A 17,055-nucleotide genomic window follows, 5' to 3' on the forward strand; every position below is an offset into this window, starting at 1 on the left:
GCTATTTTTTATCAATCTTAATCTATTCCACATGAGCGAAATCGAGAATATTGAATTGTCATTTTTGCATTTGGATGATTATCAGGAGTTGAAGCAGGCGATGATTGAAGCTTATCCGGCCATGCCCGAATATTACTGGCGGGAGCAGCATATTAAAACATTAATCAATCGTTTCCCGGAGGGACAGGTCGTAATGCGGGTAAATGGTGAAATTGCCGGTTGTGCACTGTCGATTATTGTTGATTACAGTAAGTTTGACGACCAGCATACTTATCAGCAAATCACCGGCAACTATACATTCAATACACACAATCCGGATGGTGACATTCTGTACGGGATTGAAGTTTTCATTAAACCCGAATTCAGGGGCCTTCGGCTGGGGCGGCGGTTGTATGACTACCGGAAAGAATTGTGCGAGCGCTTGAATCTGAAGGGAATTGTTTTCGGCGGCCGGATTCCAAACTACCATAAGTATTCAGACGAGCTGTCGCCCAAGCAGTATATCGAGAAAGTGAAGCGAAAAGAAATCCATGATCCGGTGTTGAACTTTCAGATTTCAAACGACTTTTATCCGTCCAAGATCCTGAAAAATTACCTGGTAGGAGACGAAGCATCCAATGAGTATGCCGTTTTACTAAAGTGGGACAACATCTACTATGAAAAGAAATCCCGAAAACCGCAGGCCCCGAAGCGGATTGTGCGTATTGGCCTAATACAATGGCAAATGCGTCCTTATGGCAATTTGGATGATGTTTTAAACCAGGCTGAATACTTTATTGATGCCGTTTCGGGATACCGGTGTGATTTTGCTCTTTTCCCCGAATTTTTCAATGCCCCGCTGATGGCCGAAAACAATCGGTTAAGTGAGCCCGAAGCCATCCGGGAGCAGGCCCAATACACATCCCCGATTGTTGCGAAACTTTCCGAATTTGCCATCTCGTACAACATCAACATCATTTCGGGAAGTATGCCCGAAATACAAAACGATTTGCTGTATAATGTAGGGTATGTGTGCCGACGCGACGGTTCGACGGAAAGGTATGAGAAGATACACGTTACCCCGGATGAGGTACGGGTTTGGGGATTACAGGGCGGCAACGGAATAAAAGCCATTGATACCGATTGCGGAAAAATAGGAGTGCTGATTTGTTACGACATAGAATTTCCCGAACTGGGCCGGTTGCTGGCCGACGAAGGCGTCAATATCATTTTTGTTCCGTTCTTAACCGACACGCAAAACGGGTATTCGCGGGTAAGAAATTGTGCGATGTCCCGTGCTATCGAGAACGAATGCTATGTCGCCATTGCCGGTTGCGTGGGGAACCTGCCCAAGGTACATAACATGGACATTCAGTATGCCCAATCGATGGTGGCCACTCCCTGCGATTTTTCGTTTCCGATGAATGGGGTGAAGGCCGAAACGACGCCTAACACGGAAATGATCCTCATCGTGGATGTGGATATTGACCTGCTGGCCGAACTAAACCAATATGGCAGTGTTCGCAATCTGAAAGACCGTCGCAAAGATATTTACGAGGTGAACCGGATAAAAAAGTAAATGACTGAATCGTTTTTTTACGGATGTGACGGGGCAACCACTTTGTAGCCCCGTTTTTCGATGGCGGAAACAATTTCCTTTTCCGAAGTCTTCGTTGGGTCGAAAACCACACGGGTAGTCGAATCTTCGTGATTGGCTTCCACTGTGGAGATGCCTTTCAGCTCGTTCACTCCCTTTTGGATCGACATTTCGCAGTGGTCGCAGGTCATGCCTTCAACCCGGTAAACCAGCTCAACGGAGGCTGTCGGGGTGATTGCTTCAGATTCTTTAACTTGTTTTTGTCCGCAGGAAATGGCGAGGGTGAAAATGAACGCCAGCAGTAAGATTGGTGATTTCATTTGGGTAGTTTTATTTTTTGATGACTGGGGCCAAAATTTTTTCGCTGTCTTCCCCTGCTTCGCCCATCACGGCTTTAACCTCGCTGCCCAGCAATTTCGACATCAATCCGGCATTCATCCGGGCAATGTAGGTTTTGCCGTCGGCTTTTTCATAAATGGCTATGCGGCAGGGCATCATCGCCGAAATGTGACGGTTGGGGTCGTTGTCCAAAATACGCACAGCAATGTCGGGTTTGCAAATTGAGAATACGGTTACCGGCTTCACCGAAAATCCGTTCTTCGACATGGTGGCCTGTAAGTCGTATTGATGGGGCATGCTCCAGTTATTTTCAGCCGTTTGCTTTTCAATTAATGCTTTGGTTTTGGCAAAGTCGTACTGACTTTCGCTCACGGTAAACATCATTTTGGGTGCCAGCAATACAACTGCTGCAAAACTGATGATGATACCCGTAATAATTCCTGTTATAAACATAGTGGTAACTTTTTTCATGATTAGATTTTCTTAAGTATCCAATAACGCAGATCTGTGTAAAAAACATTCCATACTTGCCAAATGTTCACGAGCGGTGAAACAGACTGTCAATAATAAGGGCCACCATCATAAACAAATACAGAAAGTTGAGCTTGAAAAAGGCCGGGCGAACATGCAGGTTCTTTTTAACCAGTAACTGTGTACCAAGCGAGAACAACAGATAAAAAATGTAGAACAGCAGGATGAACATGGCGGTCCGTCCGATCATCACTTTCAGGGCGATGATCAAGGCAGCTGCCACCGTGGCCAGGATCCAGGTAAAACTGAGCCGTTTGATTTGGTTGTCGCTGAAAAGGTCGGTGAGGCTCGGATAGCCAGCCAGTTTGTATTCTTTCCCAAACATGAGCAGCAACAGCCAAAAGTGGGGTATTTGCCCGATAAAAAAGAACGTCGCCACCCAGAAAATGACCGGGTCGGTGAGTTGTCCGCCAGCTGCCAGCCAGCCAATATACGGAGGCAGCGCTCCAACCAGTGAGCCGGGCACAACGGCAAAGGCAGTTACTTTTTTTAATGGGGTATAAAAAGCATTGTAGGAGATCAGTGTGACGATGCTGGCTCCCAGTGCAACCAGCGGAAAATGGATCGCTAACACCAGGCTTCCCGCGAGGAAATAGGCAAGTGCCACCCGAAGGGCAAATGCCGGACTGACTTTCCCGGAAGGAATGGGACGACCTTGGGTACGCGGCATCCGGGAATCTTCGTCGTGCTCTTGCCAATGATTCAGGGCGCCCGAGCTGCACGAAACCAGGAATACCCCAATGCCCAGCCAAAGGCCGGCTGTTCCCACATGTCCGGTATGCAAGGCAAAACCGGTCAAGGCAGAGAGTGCAACCGGCAGTGAAATCCGGACTTTTCCGAGTTCCGTGATAATCTTAAAATATTCGATGATGCCCGGTTTTGTCATTTCAACGTTTTCAGGTATTCAATCATCAGGGCAATATCGTCATCACTAAGTTGTCCCTGATACGATTGCATCATGCCTTTGGGAAAGCCTTCCACAATTTCGCTATTGGGATCATAAATCGATCGTTTGATGTATTCATCATCTGCCACCACCGTTTTTGTTTCTCCTCCTGCTTTCACGGTAACTTCATGTCCGTACAGGCCTTTAAACGAGGGGCCCACCAACTTGCTGCCATCCAGCGAGTGACAGGCCAGGCAGCCAATATTGGTCATGATCCGTTTTCCGGAAGCAGTGGGTGAATCTACAGTTCCGGCCACCAGGATAGTGGTGTCGGCATACCAGGAGTTGAATTGATCCTCCGGCATCACCTTCACCCAGTTATACATGTACGAGTGCTGAAGCCCGCAGTATTCGGTGCAAAACAGTTCGAAGATGCCTTCTTTTTGCGGAATAAACCACATAAACTTTTCGCGTCCCGGTACCACATCTTCCTTCACCCGGAAAGCCGGAATATATACCGAGTGAATAACATCCACCGAAATCAGGTTTAGTTTCACGGGTTTGTCCATGGGGATGAACAAGGTGTCAGTCTTTTTACCGTTTTCGTATTCAAAGGTGAAGTTCCACATGCGTGAAATCACGTCAATTTCAAAACTGTCTTCGGGGGCATTTTTCATCGGTTTCCATCCGGCCCATCCGTAGTAAAACATCACCAGTACCAGGATCGTGGGGATGACGGTCCAAACCACTTCCAGTGTATTGCTTCCTTTTATTTGCGTGGCTTCCGGGTTGCGTTTTTTGTTGTACCGGTAGATGAAATAGATCATCACCAGAGTCAACCCGATCAGGAAGAAAAACGAAATGCCCAGGATGACCAGGAAAGCCCGGTCAACACCGGTGACAAAGTTAGAGGCTTGTGTGTTTGCTAGTATATACATAGTCGTTATCTGAAATAGTAGTCAAGAAAGGTAATGATGATTACGGCCAGAAAAACCAGGAATACAAATCCCACCATAATTCGGATGTAGGCTTTGTCAAACTTCAGGTGCATGAAATAAGTAAGCACCAGGTACGATTTTATGGTTGCCAGCAATAGGGCGCCGGCAACGGTAAATTCGCCCAGCTCAATACCGGTAATGGCTACCGACAGAAAGGTAAACAGCAACAGGGCAGCCAGTATGATTGCATAGGTGCTGTAGGGTACAATATGGTGTTTTTCGTTTGTCATAGTCCGGTTATTTTAGTGGATGAGGTAAAACAGGGGAAACAGGAAAATCCAGATCAGGTCAACCAGGTGCCAGTAAAGGCCGGAGTTTTCGAGCAAGGCCGAGCGGTCGGCATGGACTTTCCCGCTGGAAACCTTGGCGACCGTCACGCCGATAATAATCATCCCGATGATAATGTGCAGCGCATGCAGGCCGGTCATTACAAAGTACAGCCCGAAAAACAGGATTTCACCCTGGCTGAGGTTTTCCGTCATGTGTTCGGAGCCGGGGAAAATGCCGTGCTCAAATTTTACTCCCCATTCAAAATATTTGTTCACCAGGAAAACCAGTCCCAAAAACAGGGTGATTCCCAGCAAAAGCAGGGTAGTACCTTTTTGCCTTTTTTGCAGGGCAGAGGTGGACATGGCAATGGTCATACTGCTCACCAGCAGGATAACCGTGTTGATAGCCCCGATGGTTGTGTTCAGTTCTTCGGCAGCCAGGTGAAAAGCATCCTGGTTCAGGTAGCGGTAAACCGAGTAAATGATAAACAATCCGCCAAAGAGCAGTAACTCGGTGAAAATGAACAGCCACATGGCAATTTTGGACCCTTCGGCATCGTAGTGTTCATCATGATGGATAGCTTGTGACATAGGTATTCGTGTTTAGTATTCGTAAGGTCCGTCTTTTTCGTGGTACACCGGGATTGTTTCAAAATTCTCGACTGGTGGCGGCGAAGGCACAGTCCATTCCAGGGTTTTCCCGTTCCAGGGGTTTTTGCCGGCAATCGGGCCGCTTTTGGCCGAACGGAACAGGTTGATGATGATAATAACCAGTCCCAGTGTCATGACCCACGAGCCAAGGGTTGATAGAATGTTAGCCGCGTGAAATTGTTCCAGGTAGTCGTAGTACCGGCGGGGCATTCCCTGCATTCCTAAATAAAACATGGGTGAATACAGGGCCAGGAAGCCAATGAAGAAAATGATCCAGCCCACGTTGGCCCATAAAGAATCGTACATGCGCCCGAACATTTTGGGGAACCAGTAATGGATGGCTGCAAAAAAGGCAAAACCAACCCCGCCGAAAACAATAAAGTGGAAGTGTGCCACCACAAAGGCCGTGTCGTGTACATACACATCGGTGGCCAGAGCTCCCAGCACCAGTCCCGACAAGCCGCCAATCATAAAGACAAAAATGAAAGAGGCTGCCCAGTAAAAAGGTGTTTGCACGTTGATCGAACCTTTGTACATGGTGGATATCCAATTGAATACTTTGATGGCGCTGGGAATAGCCACCAAAAATGTCAGGATCGAGAACGTATATTGGGCTGTGCCGCTCATGCCCGAGGTAAACATGTGGTGGCCCCAAACAAAATAACCAACAAAGGCGATGGCCATGGTAGAAGCAACAATGGCTTTGTAGCCGAAAACATGTTTCTGCGAAAACGTGGGAATCACCTCCGAAATGGCGCCCATAGCCGGCAAAATCATGATGTACACGGCCGGGTGCGAGTAAATCCAGAACAGGTGCTGGTAGAGGATGGGGTCGCCGCCCAACGCCGGGTCGAAAACGCCGATGCCAAAAATGCGTTCCAACGCGACTAAAACCAATGTGATTCCTACCACCGGGGTAGCTAGTAGCTGGATCCAGGCGGTGCCGTAAAGGGTCCAGGGAAACAGCGGCATTTTGGTCCAGCCCATGCCCGGTGCACGCATCCGGTGGATGGTGACAATAAAGTTCAGCCCGGTAAGGATAGACGAGAAACCTAGGACAAACGCGCCGAAAATGGCCGGCAGCATGTTGGCGCCGGTTTTAAAGCTGTAGGGCGCGTAAAAGGTCCAGCCGGTATCGGGCGAGCCATCGCCAAACAGCAGCGAGGCAATCACCAGCAAAGCGCCGGCAATATACACATACCACGATGCCAGGTTAAGCTTCGGAAAAGCCACATCCTTGGCGCCAATCATGATGGGTAGCAGGAAGTTGCCGAAAACGGCCGGCAAACCGGGAACGACGATCATAAAGATCATGATCACCCCGTGCACGGTAAAAACGGCGTTGTAATCCTGGGCGTCCATGATGGTTTTTCCCGGGGCAATCAATTCAAATTTCATGGCCAGCCCGAGTACTACGCCAACCAAAAAGAGTGTCATCATAGAATACATGTACAACAGGCCAATGCGCTTGTGGTCGGTGGATAAAATCCAGCTCAGCAGCCCGTTGTGTTTCCCTTTGTATTCCAGGTAACTTACATCGTGGGGTATGTGAGAACTTGCTTGCATAAAGTAGTTAGTTTGTTATTTTTCTCTTGGGTTTAAAAATCAGGTACAGGAAAAACAGCATAGCCACAAACAGAATCAGCGTACCGGTAATTTTGGTCACATTGAGTACGTAGGTTTGACCAACCGGATCGTAGGAATAACAGAACTGTATGATTTTATTGATGGTAGGGCCCGATTGTCCCTTGCTGGCTTCGATGATGGCCATTTTAAATTCGAATGGCAGAAAGTACAATCCGTTTAGGTAACGGGTGATTTTTCCGTCGGGACTGATGATCATCACCGACGCGGCATGTTGAAAGTCGTTGCCAATTTTTTTGTATTTGAATCCAACCGCATTGGTGGCTGTGGCAATACTGGCGCTGTCAGAAATGAAAAACTTCCAGCCCTTCGCAATTTCTTCTTTCCGATTGACCAGGTTGAGGTAATTTGACTTTTTTCGAAGCGCCAGGTCCAGCGTTTCCGACGGGTCGAAACTAATCGTGAGCACTTGGTAATCGATGCCCGGTTTCAGGTCCGATTTGTCCATCACCTCGGCCAAGCCTTCCATCAGCGGGCTGCAAATGCCCGGGCAGCGATAATACACAAAATTCAAGACGGTAGGTTTGTCGATCAAATCGGTCAGCTGTACACTCACCGAATCTTCCCCCACCAACCGGATTCCGTCAGGCAGGTATTCATCCAGGTGTTCTATCACGCCTATTTCCGGAGACGTTGTCAGGTCGTCCACGATCGAAGACTGGCCTCTGACAACGATAGCCGGGGCTATTGCCAGCAGCACGAGCAGTAAGTTAGGAAACTGCCGAAAAACTTTAGTCATATTGGTTTTATTATGATTCAATTGAGTAACCGGCTGTTAATTTTTAGTATGAAACCACCAAGCTGCGCTGAATGTTTAAAAAAACTAATAAACCGGTTAATTTTATAGGGTGACGGTGATGAATTGGAGGAAGCTAAGCCTTTGGAAAAATGAATAATTGAAGAAGCAGGAAATTCAACCTGCCAGGCATTTGAAGGAAAGCGCATTCCGGGTGTTGTAAAATACCCTTTTGCTTACTTCATTTTCAAGCGGCTTTTGCCTATCTTTTGATCAATTTTCCAGCGCCGGAAATATTATTCGCAAAAAAGGTGTAATTTTTTTCAATTCTTTTTATAGTTAAAACTGGCTTAAAGTTTTTTTATTCAGTTGATTATTGCGGAAACCGAAAAAAAGGTTTAAATGTCTGCTATTTGCGGGCATTCAACAATGTTGCAGGATGATTGTTTCTGTTCCAATTGACACGAAAAAGGTAGGATGATGAAGCAAAATGTTTTTGTTCGGATCGGACGTTTTTATTTGGAAGGTTTCCGGAATATGAGCGGATGGGGAAAGCAAGTATGGATTGTGATTTTGGTGAAGTTGTTTATCATGTTTTTTGTGCTGAAGCTGTTTTTCTTTCCAAACTTCCTGAAAACAAACTTCGAGACAGATGAACAACGCAGTGAACACGTTTTGGATAATTTGACAAACACTAAATAAAAAATTCATGTTAGAATCAATCGACTTATCCTTAGTAAACTGGTCGAGGGCGCAGTTTGCCCTGACGGCCATGTATCACTGGATTTTCGTGCCGCTGACCTTGGGGATCACCTTCATCATCGCGTTCATGGAAACCATCTATGTCAAGACCGGCAACCCGGAGTGGAAGAAAATCACCAAGTTCTGGATGACCTTGTTTGGCATCAACTTCGCCATTGGGGTAGCTACCGGCATTATCCTCGAATTTGAGTTTGGCACCAACTGGTCGAACTATTCGTGGTTTGTAGGCGATATTTTCGGCGCTCCGCTGGCTATCGAAGGTATTCTGGCCTTTTTTATGGAATCCACCTTCATTGCCATCATGTTTTTTGGCTGGAATAAGGTGAGCAAAAAAGTACACCTGCTGGCTACCTGGCTAACGGCTATTGGCGCCAACCTGTCGGCCTTGTGGATTTTGGTGGCCAACGCCTGGATGCAAATGCCCGTGGGCATGCAGTTCAACCCCGAAACGGCCCGCAACGAGATGGTGAGCTTCTGGGACGTGCTGTTCTCGCCCATGGCGGTTGACAAGTTTCTGCATACCACCTCCTCCGGTTTTGTGCTGGCCGCCATCTTTGTAATCGGCATTTCTGCCTGGTTTTTGTTGAAAAGGCGAGAAATCGTGTTTGCCCGGAAGAGTATCGCTATTGCTGCTGTTTTTGGGTTCGTTTCGTCGATTTACCTGGTTTTTACCGGCGACAGCTCGGCCCGCAATGTGGCCCAAAATCAGCCCATGAAATTTGCTGCTTTCGAAGGTTTGTACAACGGCAGCGAAGGAGCTGGACTGATTGCCCTTGGTCTGATGTCGACAACCGATACCGACCCGTCCAACGAAAACCTGATGGACTTCAATATGAAAATTGAAATTCCCAATGTGCTTTCCTACATGGCATACATGGACTGGAACGCCTTTGTTCCGGGAGTGAACGACCTGATCCGGGGGAACGAAAAATACGGCATCATGGCGGCCACCGAAAAAATGGAACGCGGGCGGGTAGCCATCGAGAAACTTAAGGAGTTTAAAGAAGCGAAAAAGTCGGGCGATGAAGCTTTGGCTGCCAGTTTGAAAACCGAGTTCATGAGCCCCGACTTTCAGGAAAATTACTTTAAGTATTTCGGCTACGGTTACATTTCCGATCCCAATATGCTCATTCCCAATGTGGCGCTTTCGTTCTACAGTTTTCACCTGATGGTTGGGCTGGGCATGTACTTCATTCTGTTTTTCATCCTGGCCTTTTTATTTGTGGTGAAGGGAACGCTAGATCGTCGGCGGGGCTTTTTACGACTGGCCATCTGGACCATCCCGATGGCTTACATCGCGTCGCAGGCCGGTTGGATTGTGGCCGAGGTGGGCCGCCAGCCCTGGGTGATCCAGGATTTGATGCCAACCCTGGCTGCTGTAACCAAAATCAGCACCAGCGCCGTGCAGGTAACATTCTGGCTGTTTGCTGCCATCTTTACCATCTTGCTGATCGCGGAAATTAAAATCATGCTCCGGCAAATTAAGATTGGACCGAAAATTAACGAAGAAGGAGGGCACAACTAATGTTTGAAAGTTTATCACATCTGGCATTGCAACAATACTGGTGGATCATCGTGTCGCTGCTGGGCGCTTTGTTTGTATTCCTGACTTTTGTGCAGGGTGGGCAAACGCTGATCTACACCATCGGAAAAACCGAAACCGAACGCACCATGCTGGTGAATACCCTGGGCCGCAAATGGGAATTTACCTTCACGACGCTGGTTACTTTTGGCGGCGCCTTTTTTGCCTCTTTCCCGTTGTTTTACGCTACTTCGTTTGGCGGGGCCTACTGGGTGTGGATGGCCATTTTGTTTTTCTTTGTCATTCAAGCCGTTTCATACGAGTACCGGAAAAAGCCCGACAATCTGCTGGGCGCTAAAACGTACGAAATCTTTCTGATCCTGAACGGCGCTTTCGGTACCATCCTGGTGGGAACGGCCGTGGGCACGTTTTTCAACGGCGCCATGTTCAGCCTGAACGACATGAACAATGTGCTCTGGCAAACCCCGTTCCGCGGGCTCGAAGCCGTGCTCACGTTCCACAACGTGGCCCTGGGGCTGTCGGTGTTCTTCCTGGCCCGCATCCTGGGTGCGCTTTACTTCATCAACTCGGTGGACGACGAAAACGTGCTGGCCCGCTCTAAAAAGCAAGTGCTGTACAACGCCATCCCGTTTTTGGTTTTCTTTCTCTATTTCCTGATCTGGTTGGTGCTGAAAGAAGGTTTTGCTTACGACCCGGCTACCGGAAACGTGTTTATGGAAAAATACAAATACCTGCACAACCTGATTGCCATGCCATTACTTACGGTGTTGTTGCTGGTGGGAGTTGTCGCTGTGTTGTGGGGCATTGCCCTGCCATTGTTAAAAGGTGGCTCAAAAGGCATTTGGTTTGCCGGGGGTGGCACCGTGCTTGTAGTGTGGATGTTGTTCTTGCTGGCCGGTTTTAACAATACGGCTTTCTATCCGTCAAACTACGATTTGCAGTCGTCGCTCACGATCCAAACCGCTTCGTCGAGCCACTTCACGCTTACGGCTATGAGCTACGTGTCGCTGTTTGTGCCTTTTGTCATCGCCTACATCTGGTGGTTCTGGCGTGCCATGAACACGAAAAAGATCGACGCCAAAGAAATGAGTGAAGAATCGCATGTATATTAATGATTAACCGAAAAAACAAACCATATGTACTGGACATCCATCCTGCTGTTTCTCACCTGGCCCGCACTTGTTGTGCTGTCGTGGTATCTGGTGAAATACGTGATGAACAAATACAACGATGTATTTGAGAAGATTGAAGAGTAAGTTTTAGATTTTTGACGATCCGAAAAGGCTGTTTCATCACATGTTACAGCCTTTTCTTATGGCGACAAAACTCCTCCTCGTCTTAGCGGAGCGGTGATGAGGGGAAGGGAAATAGAATCAGGCTAATAGGCAATGGTGTTTACGTCCGTAAAATCCCGGGAGGGATTACATGTTTATAGCGGATTGATAGGTGGAAGACATGCGACCCCATAGGGGTCGAACCTGAAGATTAGCCCCTTCTTTCTATAAACATTTGATGCCTCCGGCATCTAATGGGATTCAATAAGTGACTGCTACAAGAAAGGAACTGCCCCATCCGGTCATGCAGAGGGGCAGTCTTGATAGGTAAACGGCATCAGTCGTTTTTAACGGCAAGAGTGGATAACAATCCAGCCCACGTTGAATGACGTTCCTGCACATCCCGATGAGCCGTTAAAACTTCACGTACTGTTTGATGCAGGGGACACTGGCAGTTAACGCATAATTTGTACATTTACGTAACGTAAGCTTTGAATGGGCTGTTAGGCTCCACTCTACGCGGTAAATTTAAAACAGGTATTCATAACTATAAATAACGATGAAAAGACCATTTGAATTTGTAATGGACACATTCTTTGAAAATCTCGAAAAGCACCGTGAAAATCAAAGATACAACTTTAATAATTCAGAGAAATTTATGATCTGGATTGTAGGCTTCTCAATTGGGGGACTTTCGATTATCGTGACCAATCTAACAAAATTCAATAATTCATTTGACCATTTTACAATAAAGACAGTTTTAGTTTTACTCTCGACTTCGATAATTTCAGGAATACTATACAGATGGTTCTTCTATATTTATCAGATACACTATCAAAGTATTGAATTTTATCTTCAAGGTGCTTTTTCCAGGCAACAAATCATGGAAGTAAATCCAGATAACATTTCAGATGTAAATGACATTAATGAAGTAGTGAGGCGTTTAAAGGCAGACTTCGACGACGATGTTTCCCATGTTTTGGACGAATATGTAAGATTAAATTCAGAGGGTAAACAAATACTAATTAATGATTTAAAGAAACGCTACCAAATAATTGCGCAAGGTGCAAAGCAAGAATTTGAATTTGCTATGAATTACGCCAAAGACACTTACCAAGAAGCATTTGGGCTATCTGATAAAATTGTGAATAAAATGTTTCAACCCAACTCGTCAAAAAGGTTTAAACTTTTTGGTAGATTGACCACTATTTCTTTTCTAATAAGTTGTTTATCATTTATCTCTGTGTTGATAATCTTTTGTATAAAGTATTGAAAGAAATGAAAAATCCCCGAACTTCCCCACCTCGCCCTCGTCTTAGCGGAGCGGTGACGAAGGGAAGGAAAATAGAATCAGGCTAATAAGCAATGGTGTTTACGTCCGTAAAATCCCGGGAGGGATTTCATGTTTATAGCGGATTGATAGGTGGAAGACATGCGACCCCACAGGGGTCGAACCTGAAGATTAGCCCCTTCTTTCTATAAACAGTTGATGCCTCCGGCATCTAATGGGATTCAATAAGTGACTGCTACAAGAAAAGAACTGCCCCATCCGGTCATGCAGAGGGGGCAGTCTTGATAGGTAAACGGCATCAGGCGTTTTTAACGGCAAGGTAGGATGACATTCCAGCCGCGTGGAATGACTTTCCTGCCAATCCCGATGAGCCGGGCAAAATCCTAAGGATCGTGCAAAGTTTCCGGAGCTGTCATTCCGAATTTATTTCGGAATCTGTTTCAACTTCGGCGCCTGTTATTGACAGATCCTGAAACAAGTTAGTTGCCCGTAATAATCTTTTCAATGGCCCATTGGTTGCCAATGGAATAGCTTTGATGTACATTTTTCAGCACATAGATGGCCGTTTCATCGTTCGATGCAAATACAAAAGATGCTTTGGTTTCGTATTCCTTCCGTACCCCCCCGATGGTTAAAACAATGGGCATGGGCCGGTAGGTTGCCAGTTTTTCGTAACTGTAGGCGTCGTAGCTTTCAATCCACGAGTCGTTATTATTGGTGTAGTAGTCCGGAGCGGCCCGCAGCACAAACAAGGTGTTGGCGGCAGCGCTGTGGTCGGTCCATTTTATGGGGGCGTCCCAGTTGGCGCCCAGGTCGCCGATGGGCGATATGTCGATGCTGTGTACGTAGTCGTCGGTATAGTCGGGTGTGCGGTAGATGCGTCCGGTTGAGCAAACAAACTTCGACCCGTCCTCCGTCAGCCAGAAATTGCCGATCCCTTCGTGCCAGTAGTTGATGTTTTCGTTGCAGATACCCTGGCTGGTATCGAACAGCAAAATGCCCGAAGGGCTTAAGCCGGTGCGGGTGCCCAGCAGGTTGTCTTTGTTCGGGATTTTCCGGATGATGGTTTTTTCGTAGATGGCGCTCGAACTGCTTGATTTAACAAGCTCCCCGGTTTGCAGGTTCAAACTGCGGAAAGGCACCCACTGATCGAGGGTGGGGGTGATGTAGCACCAGTTATTGCCCCCGAAAACAATGTCATACGGGATACAATCAATTTCAAGGGTTTGATGAACGGTTGGGGTTGCCAGGCTGATGCGGCTTATGGTTGCATTGGTATTCCCGATCAGAAGCTCGCTGCCGTCTTCAGCCAGACTGATACAAGCCGGAACGCTTTCCAGGGCAAACGACTCCAGCGTGTTGGTGTTGGTGTGGTAAAGCTGTAAGAGTTTGGGCGTTTGGGTAATGATGGCCAGTATTCCGCTGCCTTCGTGGTATTCCGCATCAACAATGTGGCCTTCCAAAAGAGTGGTCAATGCTTCGTCCATAAAATCGACCACTTCCATCCTGACCGGAAGAACGAATGTTTTGTTCTCCGAATCGTTTTCAATCACCAGGTCATGGGTGTAAACACCAATGTCCAGGTTTTCGCGGTTCACGCTAAAGGTTATTGTGCTGTTTTGGTAGCGGGTGGTTGTTCCGTCGGTTTGGCTAACCAGCAACCACGGCGGGAGGTCTTTGATGGACCAGTGCAAGGTGCTGTTTTCAGTGGTGTTGCTGATGGTAACAGCTACGGTTCCGCTTACACCCAAATCAACCTGGGCGGGCGATACGCTCATGCTGGGGCCTACCACCTTCATGCTCACCGGAAGGATGAATTTTTCATTGAGCGAATTGTTCCACAACACCAGGTTATGGGTGTAAACTCCCGGTTCCAGGTTTTCGCGGTTCACCCAAAAAGAGATCATGTTGCTCCCGTTCTGTACGGCCATGCCATTCGTCGCATTTGCGTTCAGCCAGTTGGGCAGTTCCTGTATTTCCCAAATCAGGATGCTGTTTGCAGTGGTATCCGAAACGGTTACAGTGGCATAGTCCTCTGTACCAAAATCCACAATGGCGGGTTGTACCGTGATGGTTGGATCTCCCAGCCGGGCATAAAAAACGGTGCCGTAATAGGTGCCCTTTCCTTCAACATAAATATGAAGGGAGCCCTCGTAAAATCCCAGATCGTTGAATTCGGGTAACGGAACTGCCGAAACAGAAAGCTTGGCATAGCCGTTGTCGAAGGTTCCTTCCATTTCGGCAATCTCCAGCCATTTGGGGATGACCCGGATGGTGTAACGGGCATTTTTTGCTTCCGGGATACCCAGGGTTATTTCCTGCGCAATGGTCTTTTCGGTTATAAACAGGGTGTCTTGCAAAAGGAATGACTGGTTGGCATTTTCCTCCAGAAATTCATCGTTGCAGGCTTCAAACAAAAACGGAACGCAAAGCAGCAACAACAGGCTTACTCGTTGAATGATGGTGATGATTGTTTTCATATCCTTGGTTTAGAAGGTGTAGGAAAGCCCCACCGAAAGGTCCAGGGCCGACAGGTTTTGTTTTTCGTTGCCCGACAGCTCGTAGCTTTCGCTGGTGTAGCCATCGTCGAACTTTACTTTTTTGAGGGTGCAAACAAAATACGAAAGCTGCGCGTTCAGGGTCAGTTTACCGAACAGCAGGTATTGCAAATCGAAAGCCATATCCAGGCCGAGGTTGTTCCCGGTGATCAGCACAGGTTGGTTCATCATGATCATTTCGTCCCTGAAATCGGTGTAGCCGATGCCGTAGCTCAATTTTCCGGTGAGTTTTGGGCTTAGCTCCTCTTGCATGTCGAAGGTAGCCCCGTAAAAGTTGATGTGGACCTGTTCGCTTGTCTCTCCGTAAATGAGGTGCACCCCGTCCTGCGGATCGAAGAAGCCGGTCAGTCCGGCGCTGGTCGAAAAGTAGCGGTGCACAATTCCCCCGCCCATGCCCGAGGGGAACACGAGGCCCAGGTTGGCCCGGCTGTGGTAACCCAGCTTATAATCGCGGTAGTAGTCATCTGCGGCATCTTCGCTGAGCCCGTAACTTTGGAGTGTTTTCTTGTCCTCTTTGGCGCTGGCGGTCAGGTACGACAGCCCGCCCCTGGCGGATAACACCAGCTTGGGCGAATCTTGATGCCCGGAAAGGTTTACCGATGTTTCGGCCGATTGGACCTGTGCGCTTACAGAAGCGGGAAGTGCCGCGAAAAGCAGGATGCAGAACAAAAGACGTGTCATACAGGTAGGTTGTTTGGTTGATTCTTGAAATGCTAATGTAGGGTATTTTATTTATTGTTCCGTAAAACCGGGGCTTGTTTTTTTGTGCTGAGAGGGTATCGTGCAGTGGTTTTGAGTGATAACAAAAGACTGTGTTTGTGTCTGAAGGTAAACAATAAGAGCCGGAACAAAGGAGGAAGATCAGTGTCTGAAAAGCAGATCTGCTATTGCGGCGTAAAAGTTAGTTGATGCCAAGATTTCAAAACAAGGTTTGAAAGGCGTGGTGTGCGTTTTATTCCTGTTGTATTGCGCTTTAGACGAATTAGTGATTTAAAAAGGATAGACTAATATTTATTAAGACGATGTATGTCTGATAGAAGACGAAGTATGTCTGATAGAAGCCGAAGTCTGTATGATAGAAGACGATGTTTGTATGATTGAAGCCGATGTATGTCTGATAGAAGCCGATATTTGTATGATAGAAGTCGATGTTTGTATTTATTAATTCGATATATAAGGCATATAACACGATTAATGTCTTCTTTATAGCTTATAAAATGTTGTTATGTGCTATTAGCTAATGCTTTAAGGAACATGATAACTGCTTTATGGCTTGTATGTGTGAATAAAAGACTATATTTATTCGGTAAACAAATCAGTTGTAAGGCATATGAAAAGCATCGAACAGGAAGCCATCCGCTTGATACGGCAAAAAATGAAAGAGAAAGGCCTAAACAGCAGTCAGCTATCCAAGAAAATGGGCATGCACCCAAGTTCCGTAAGCAAAATGCTGAAAGAAGGGCAGCTGCGGCTAAACCGCTTATCCGAGTTGTCGGTTGTTCTGGAGTTTAACCTGCTCAGGGCACTGGCCGACCAGTTGGAATTGAACAATCCGCCCAAACACACCCTCGAAGAAGCCACCCGGGTACGCTTGCGCGAGCTGGAAATCGAAAATGCCACGCTGCTGAAAGTGCTTAGCAAATAAGATCGGAAAACTGGGTTGTTCGGTAAAAATAGGATCTTACGGACTACTTCCTCCCTTGTCATAGCGCATCGGTGGCAGGGGGAAGCTAGGGCATCAAAACTTCCCGGGACTACGCGCATGCATCAAAAAATAATTTTACCTTTAAAAGTCTAATTAAGAAAATGAGTTTAGAAAACAGTTAACGATACTGAGCCAAATCGGAACGATAAGTTGATATTTCCGGCCGGTAATGGCGAAATAAATTCAATAATAGATTATACAGAAACGTTGAACTAAACCCCGCGATGCGGGGCAGCTTGACATGGTGCAAAAAACTGCGTAACTTCTATTCTCATCCTTAAATTTTTAGTTA

Annotated in this window: 16 protein-coding genes; 6 read left to right on the top strand and 10 right to left on the bottom strand. The window is 47.0% G+C overall.

Features of this window, described 5'->3' with window-relative positions:
- The first annotated feature begins 31 nt into the window (after nucleotides 1-31).
- Complete coding sequence (locus tag N2K84_RS06815) at nucleotides 32-1,558, top strand: carbon-nitrogen hydrolase family protein (protein WP_282591039.1); 1,527 nt, start codon at nucleotides 32-34, stop codon at nucleotides 1,556-1,558.
- Between the two features lie 17 nt (nucleotides 1,559-1,575).
- Here the strand turns inward: N2K84_RS06815 and N2K84_RS06820 are convergent, their stop codons facing one another.
- From N2K84_RS06820 to N2K84_RS06855, 8 genes are all read right to left on the bottom strand, one after another.
- Nucleotides 1,576-1,896, bottom strand: coding sequence for a heavy-metal-associated domain-containing protein (locus N2K84_RS06820; protein WP_282591040.1), 321 nt, complete (start codon nucleotides 1,894-1,896; stop codon nucleotides 1,576-1,578).
- A 10-nt stretch (nucleotides 1,897-1,906) separates the two neighbouring features.
- Complete coding sequence (locus N2K84_RS06825; RefSeq protein ID WP_282591041.1) at nucleotides 1,907-2,386, bottom strand: DUF302 domain-containing protein; 480 nt, start codon at nucleotides 2,384-2,386, stop codon at nucleotides 1,907-1,909.
- 67 nt (nucleotides 2,387-2,453) lie between these two features.
- Nucleotides 2,454-3,332 carry a protoheme IX farnesyltransferase gene (locus N2K84_RS06830; protein ID WP_282591042.1) on the bottom strand — a complete coding sequence of 293 codons (879 nt, stop codon included), beginning with the start codon at nucleotides 3,330-3,332 and terminating at the stop codon, nucleotides 2,454-2,456.
- On the bottom strand, nucleotides 3,329-4,270 hold the full coding sequence (gene coxB, locus N2K84_RS06835; protein ID WP_282591043.1) for a cytochrome c oxidase subunit II: 942 nt from the start codon (nucleotides 4,268-4,270) through the stop codon (nucleotides 3,329-3,331). Before coxB ends, N2K84_RS06830 begins: the two co-directional genes overlap by 4 nt.
- Nucleotides 4,271-4,275: 5 nt before the next feature.
- Nucleotides 4,276-4,560, bottom strand: a complete 285-nt coding sequence (locus N2K84_RS06840; RefSeq protein WP_282591044.1) for a cytochrome C oxidase subunit IV family protein — start codon at nucleotides 4,558-4,560, stop codon at nucleotides 4,276-4,278.
- 12 nt (nucleotides 4,561-4,572) lie between these two features.
- Nucleotides 4,573-5,190, bottom strand: a complete 618-nt coding sequence (locus N2K84_RS06845; protein ID WP_282591045.1) for a cytochrome c oxidase subunit 3 — start codon at nucleotides 5,188-5,190, stop codon at nucleotides 4,573-4,575.
- Nucleotides 5,191-5,202: 12 nt separating this feature from the next.
- Nucleotides 5,203-6,816, bottom strand: a complete 1,614-nt coding sequence (locus N2K84_RS06850) for a cytochrome c oxidase subunit I (protein WP_282591046.1) — start codon at nucleotides 6,814-6,816, stop codon at nucleotides 5,203-5,205.
- A 7-nt stretch (nucleotides 6,817-6,823) separates the two neighbouring features.
- Nucleotides 6,824-7,633 (bottom strand): SCO family protein, encoded by an 810-nt coding sequence (locus tag N2K84_RS06855; RefSeq protein ID WP_282591047.1) that lies wholly within the window; start codon nucleotides 7,631-7,633, stop codon nucleotides 6,824-6,826.
- 474 nt (nucleotides 7,634-8,107) lie between these two features.
- Between N2K84_RS06855 and N2K84_RS06860 the strand changes: the two genes are divergently transcribed.
- The 4 genes from N2K84_RS06860 to N2K84_RS06875 all read left to right on the top strand — a co-directional run bounded on the left by N2K84_RS06860 (nucleotide 8,108) and on the right by N2K84_RS06875 (nucleotide 12,482).
- Nucleotides 8,108-8,332: a DUF4492 domain-containing protein gene (locus N2K84_RS06860; protein ID WP_282591048.1), complete on the top strand. Its 225-nt coding sequence runs from the start codon at nucleotides 8,108-8,110 to the stop codon at nucleotides 8,330-8,332.
- A gap of 7 nt (nucleotides 8,333-8,339) precedes the next feature.
- Nucleotides 8,340-9,917 (top strand): cytochrome ubiquinol oxidase subunit I, encoded by a 1,578-nt coding sequence (locus N2K84_RS06865; protein ID WP_282591049.1) that lies wholly within the window; start codon nucleotides 8,340-8,342, stop codon nucleotides 9,915-9,917.
- Nucleotides 9,917-11,047, top strand: a complete 1,131-nt coding sequence (locus N2K84_RS06870) for a cytochrome d ubiquinol oxidase subunit II (RefSeq protein WP_282591050.1) — start codon at nucleotides 9,917-9,919, stop codon at nucleotides 11,045-11,047. The genes N2K84_RS06865 and N2K84_RS06870 overlap by 1 nt, the downstream gene beginning before the upstream one ends.
- A gap of 721 nt (nucleotides 11,048-11,768) precedes the next feature.
- On the top strand, nucleotides 11,769-12,482 hold the full coding sequence (locus tag N2K84_RS06875) for a hypothetical protein (RefSeq protein ID WP_282591051.1): 714 nt from the start codon (nucleotides 11,769-11,771) through the stop codon (nucleotides 12,480-12,482).
- Between the two features lie 497 nt (nucleotides 12,483-12,979).
- On the opposite strand, the gene N2K84_RS06880 is transcribed toward N2K84_RS06875, so the two are convergent.
- Both N2K84_RS06880 and N2K84_RS06885 read right to left on the bottom strand, forming a co-directional pair.
- Nucleotides 12,980-14,980: a BACON domain-containing protein gene (locus tag N2K84_RS06880; protein WP_282591052.1), complete on the bottom strand. Its 2,001-nt coding sequence runs from the start codon at nucleotides 14,978-14,980 to the stop codon at nucleotides 12,980-12,982.
- 9 nt (nucleotides 14,981-14,989) lie between these two features.
- A complete protein-coding gene (locus N2K84_RS06885; RefSeq protein WP_282591053.1) occupies nucleotides 14,990-15,739 on the bottom strand; it encodes a hypothetical protein in 750 nt (249 codons plus the stop codon).
- Between the two features lie 649 nt (nucleotides 15,740-16,388).
- Between N2K84_RS06885 and N2K84_RS06890 the strand changes: the two genes are divergently transcribed.
- Complete coding sequence (locus N2K84_RS06890) at nucleotides 16,389-16,703, top strand: helix-turn-helix domain-containing protein (protein ID WP_282591054.1); 315 nt, start codon at nucleotides 16,389-16,391, stop codon at nucleotides 16,701-16,703.
- The last annotated feature ends 352 nt before the right edge of the window (nucleotides 16,704-17,055 follow it).

It is taken from the genome of Gaoshiqia sediminis (assembly GCF_025907915.1).
Classification (GTDB): domain Bacteria; phylum Bacteroidota; class Bacteroidia; order Bacteroidales; family Prolixibacteraceae; genus Gaoshiqia; species Gaoshiqia sediminis.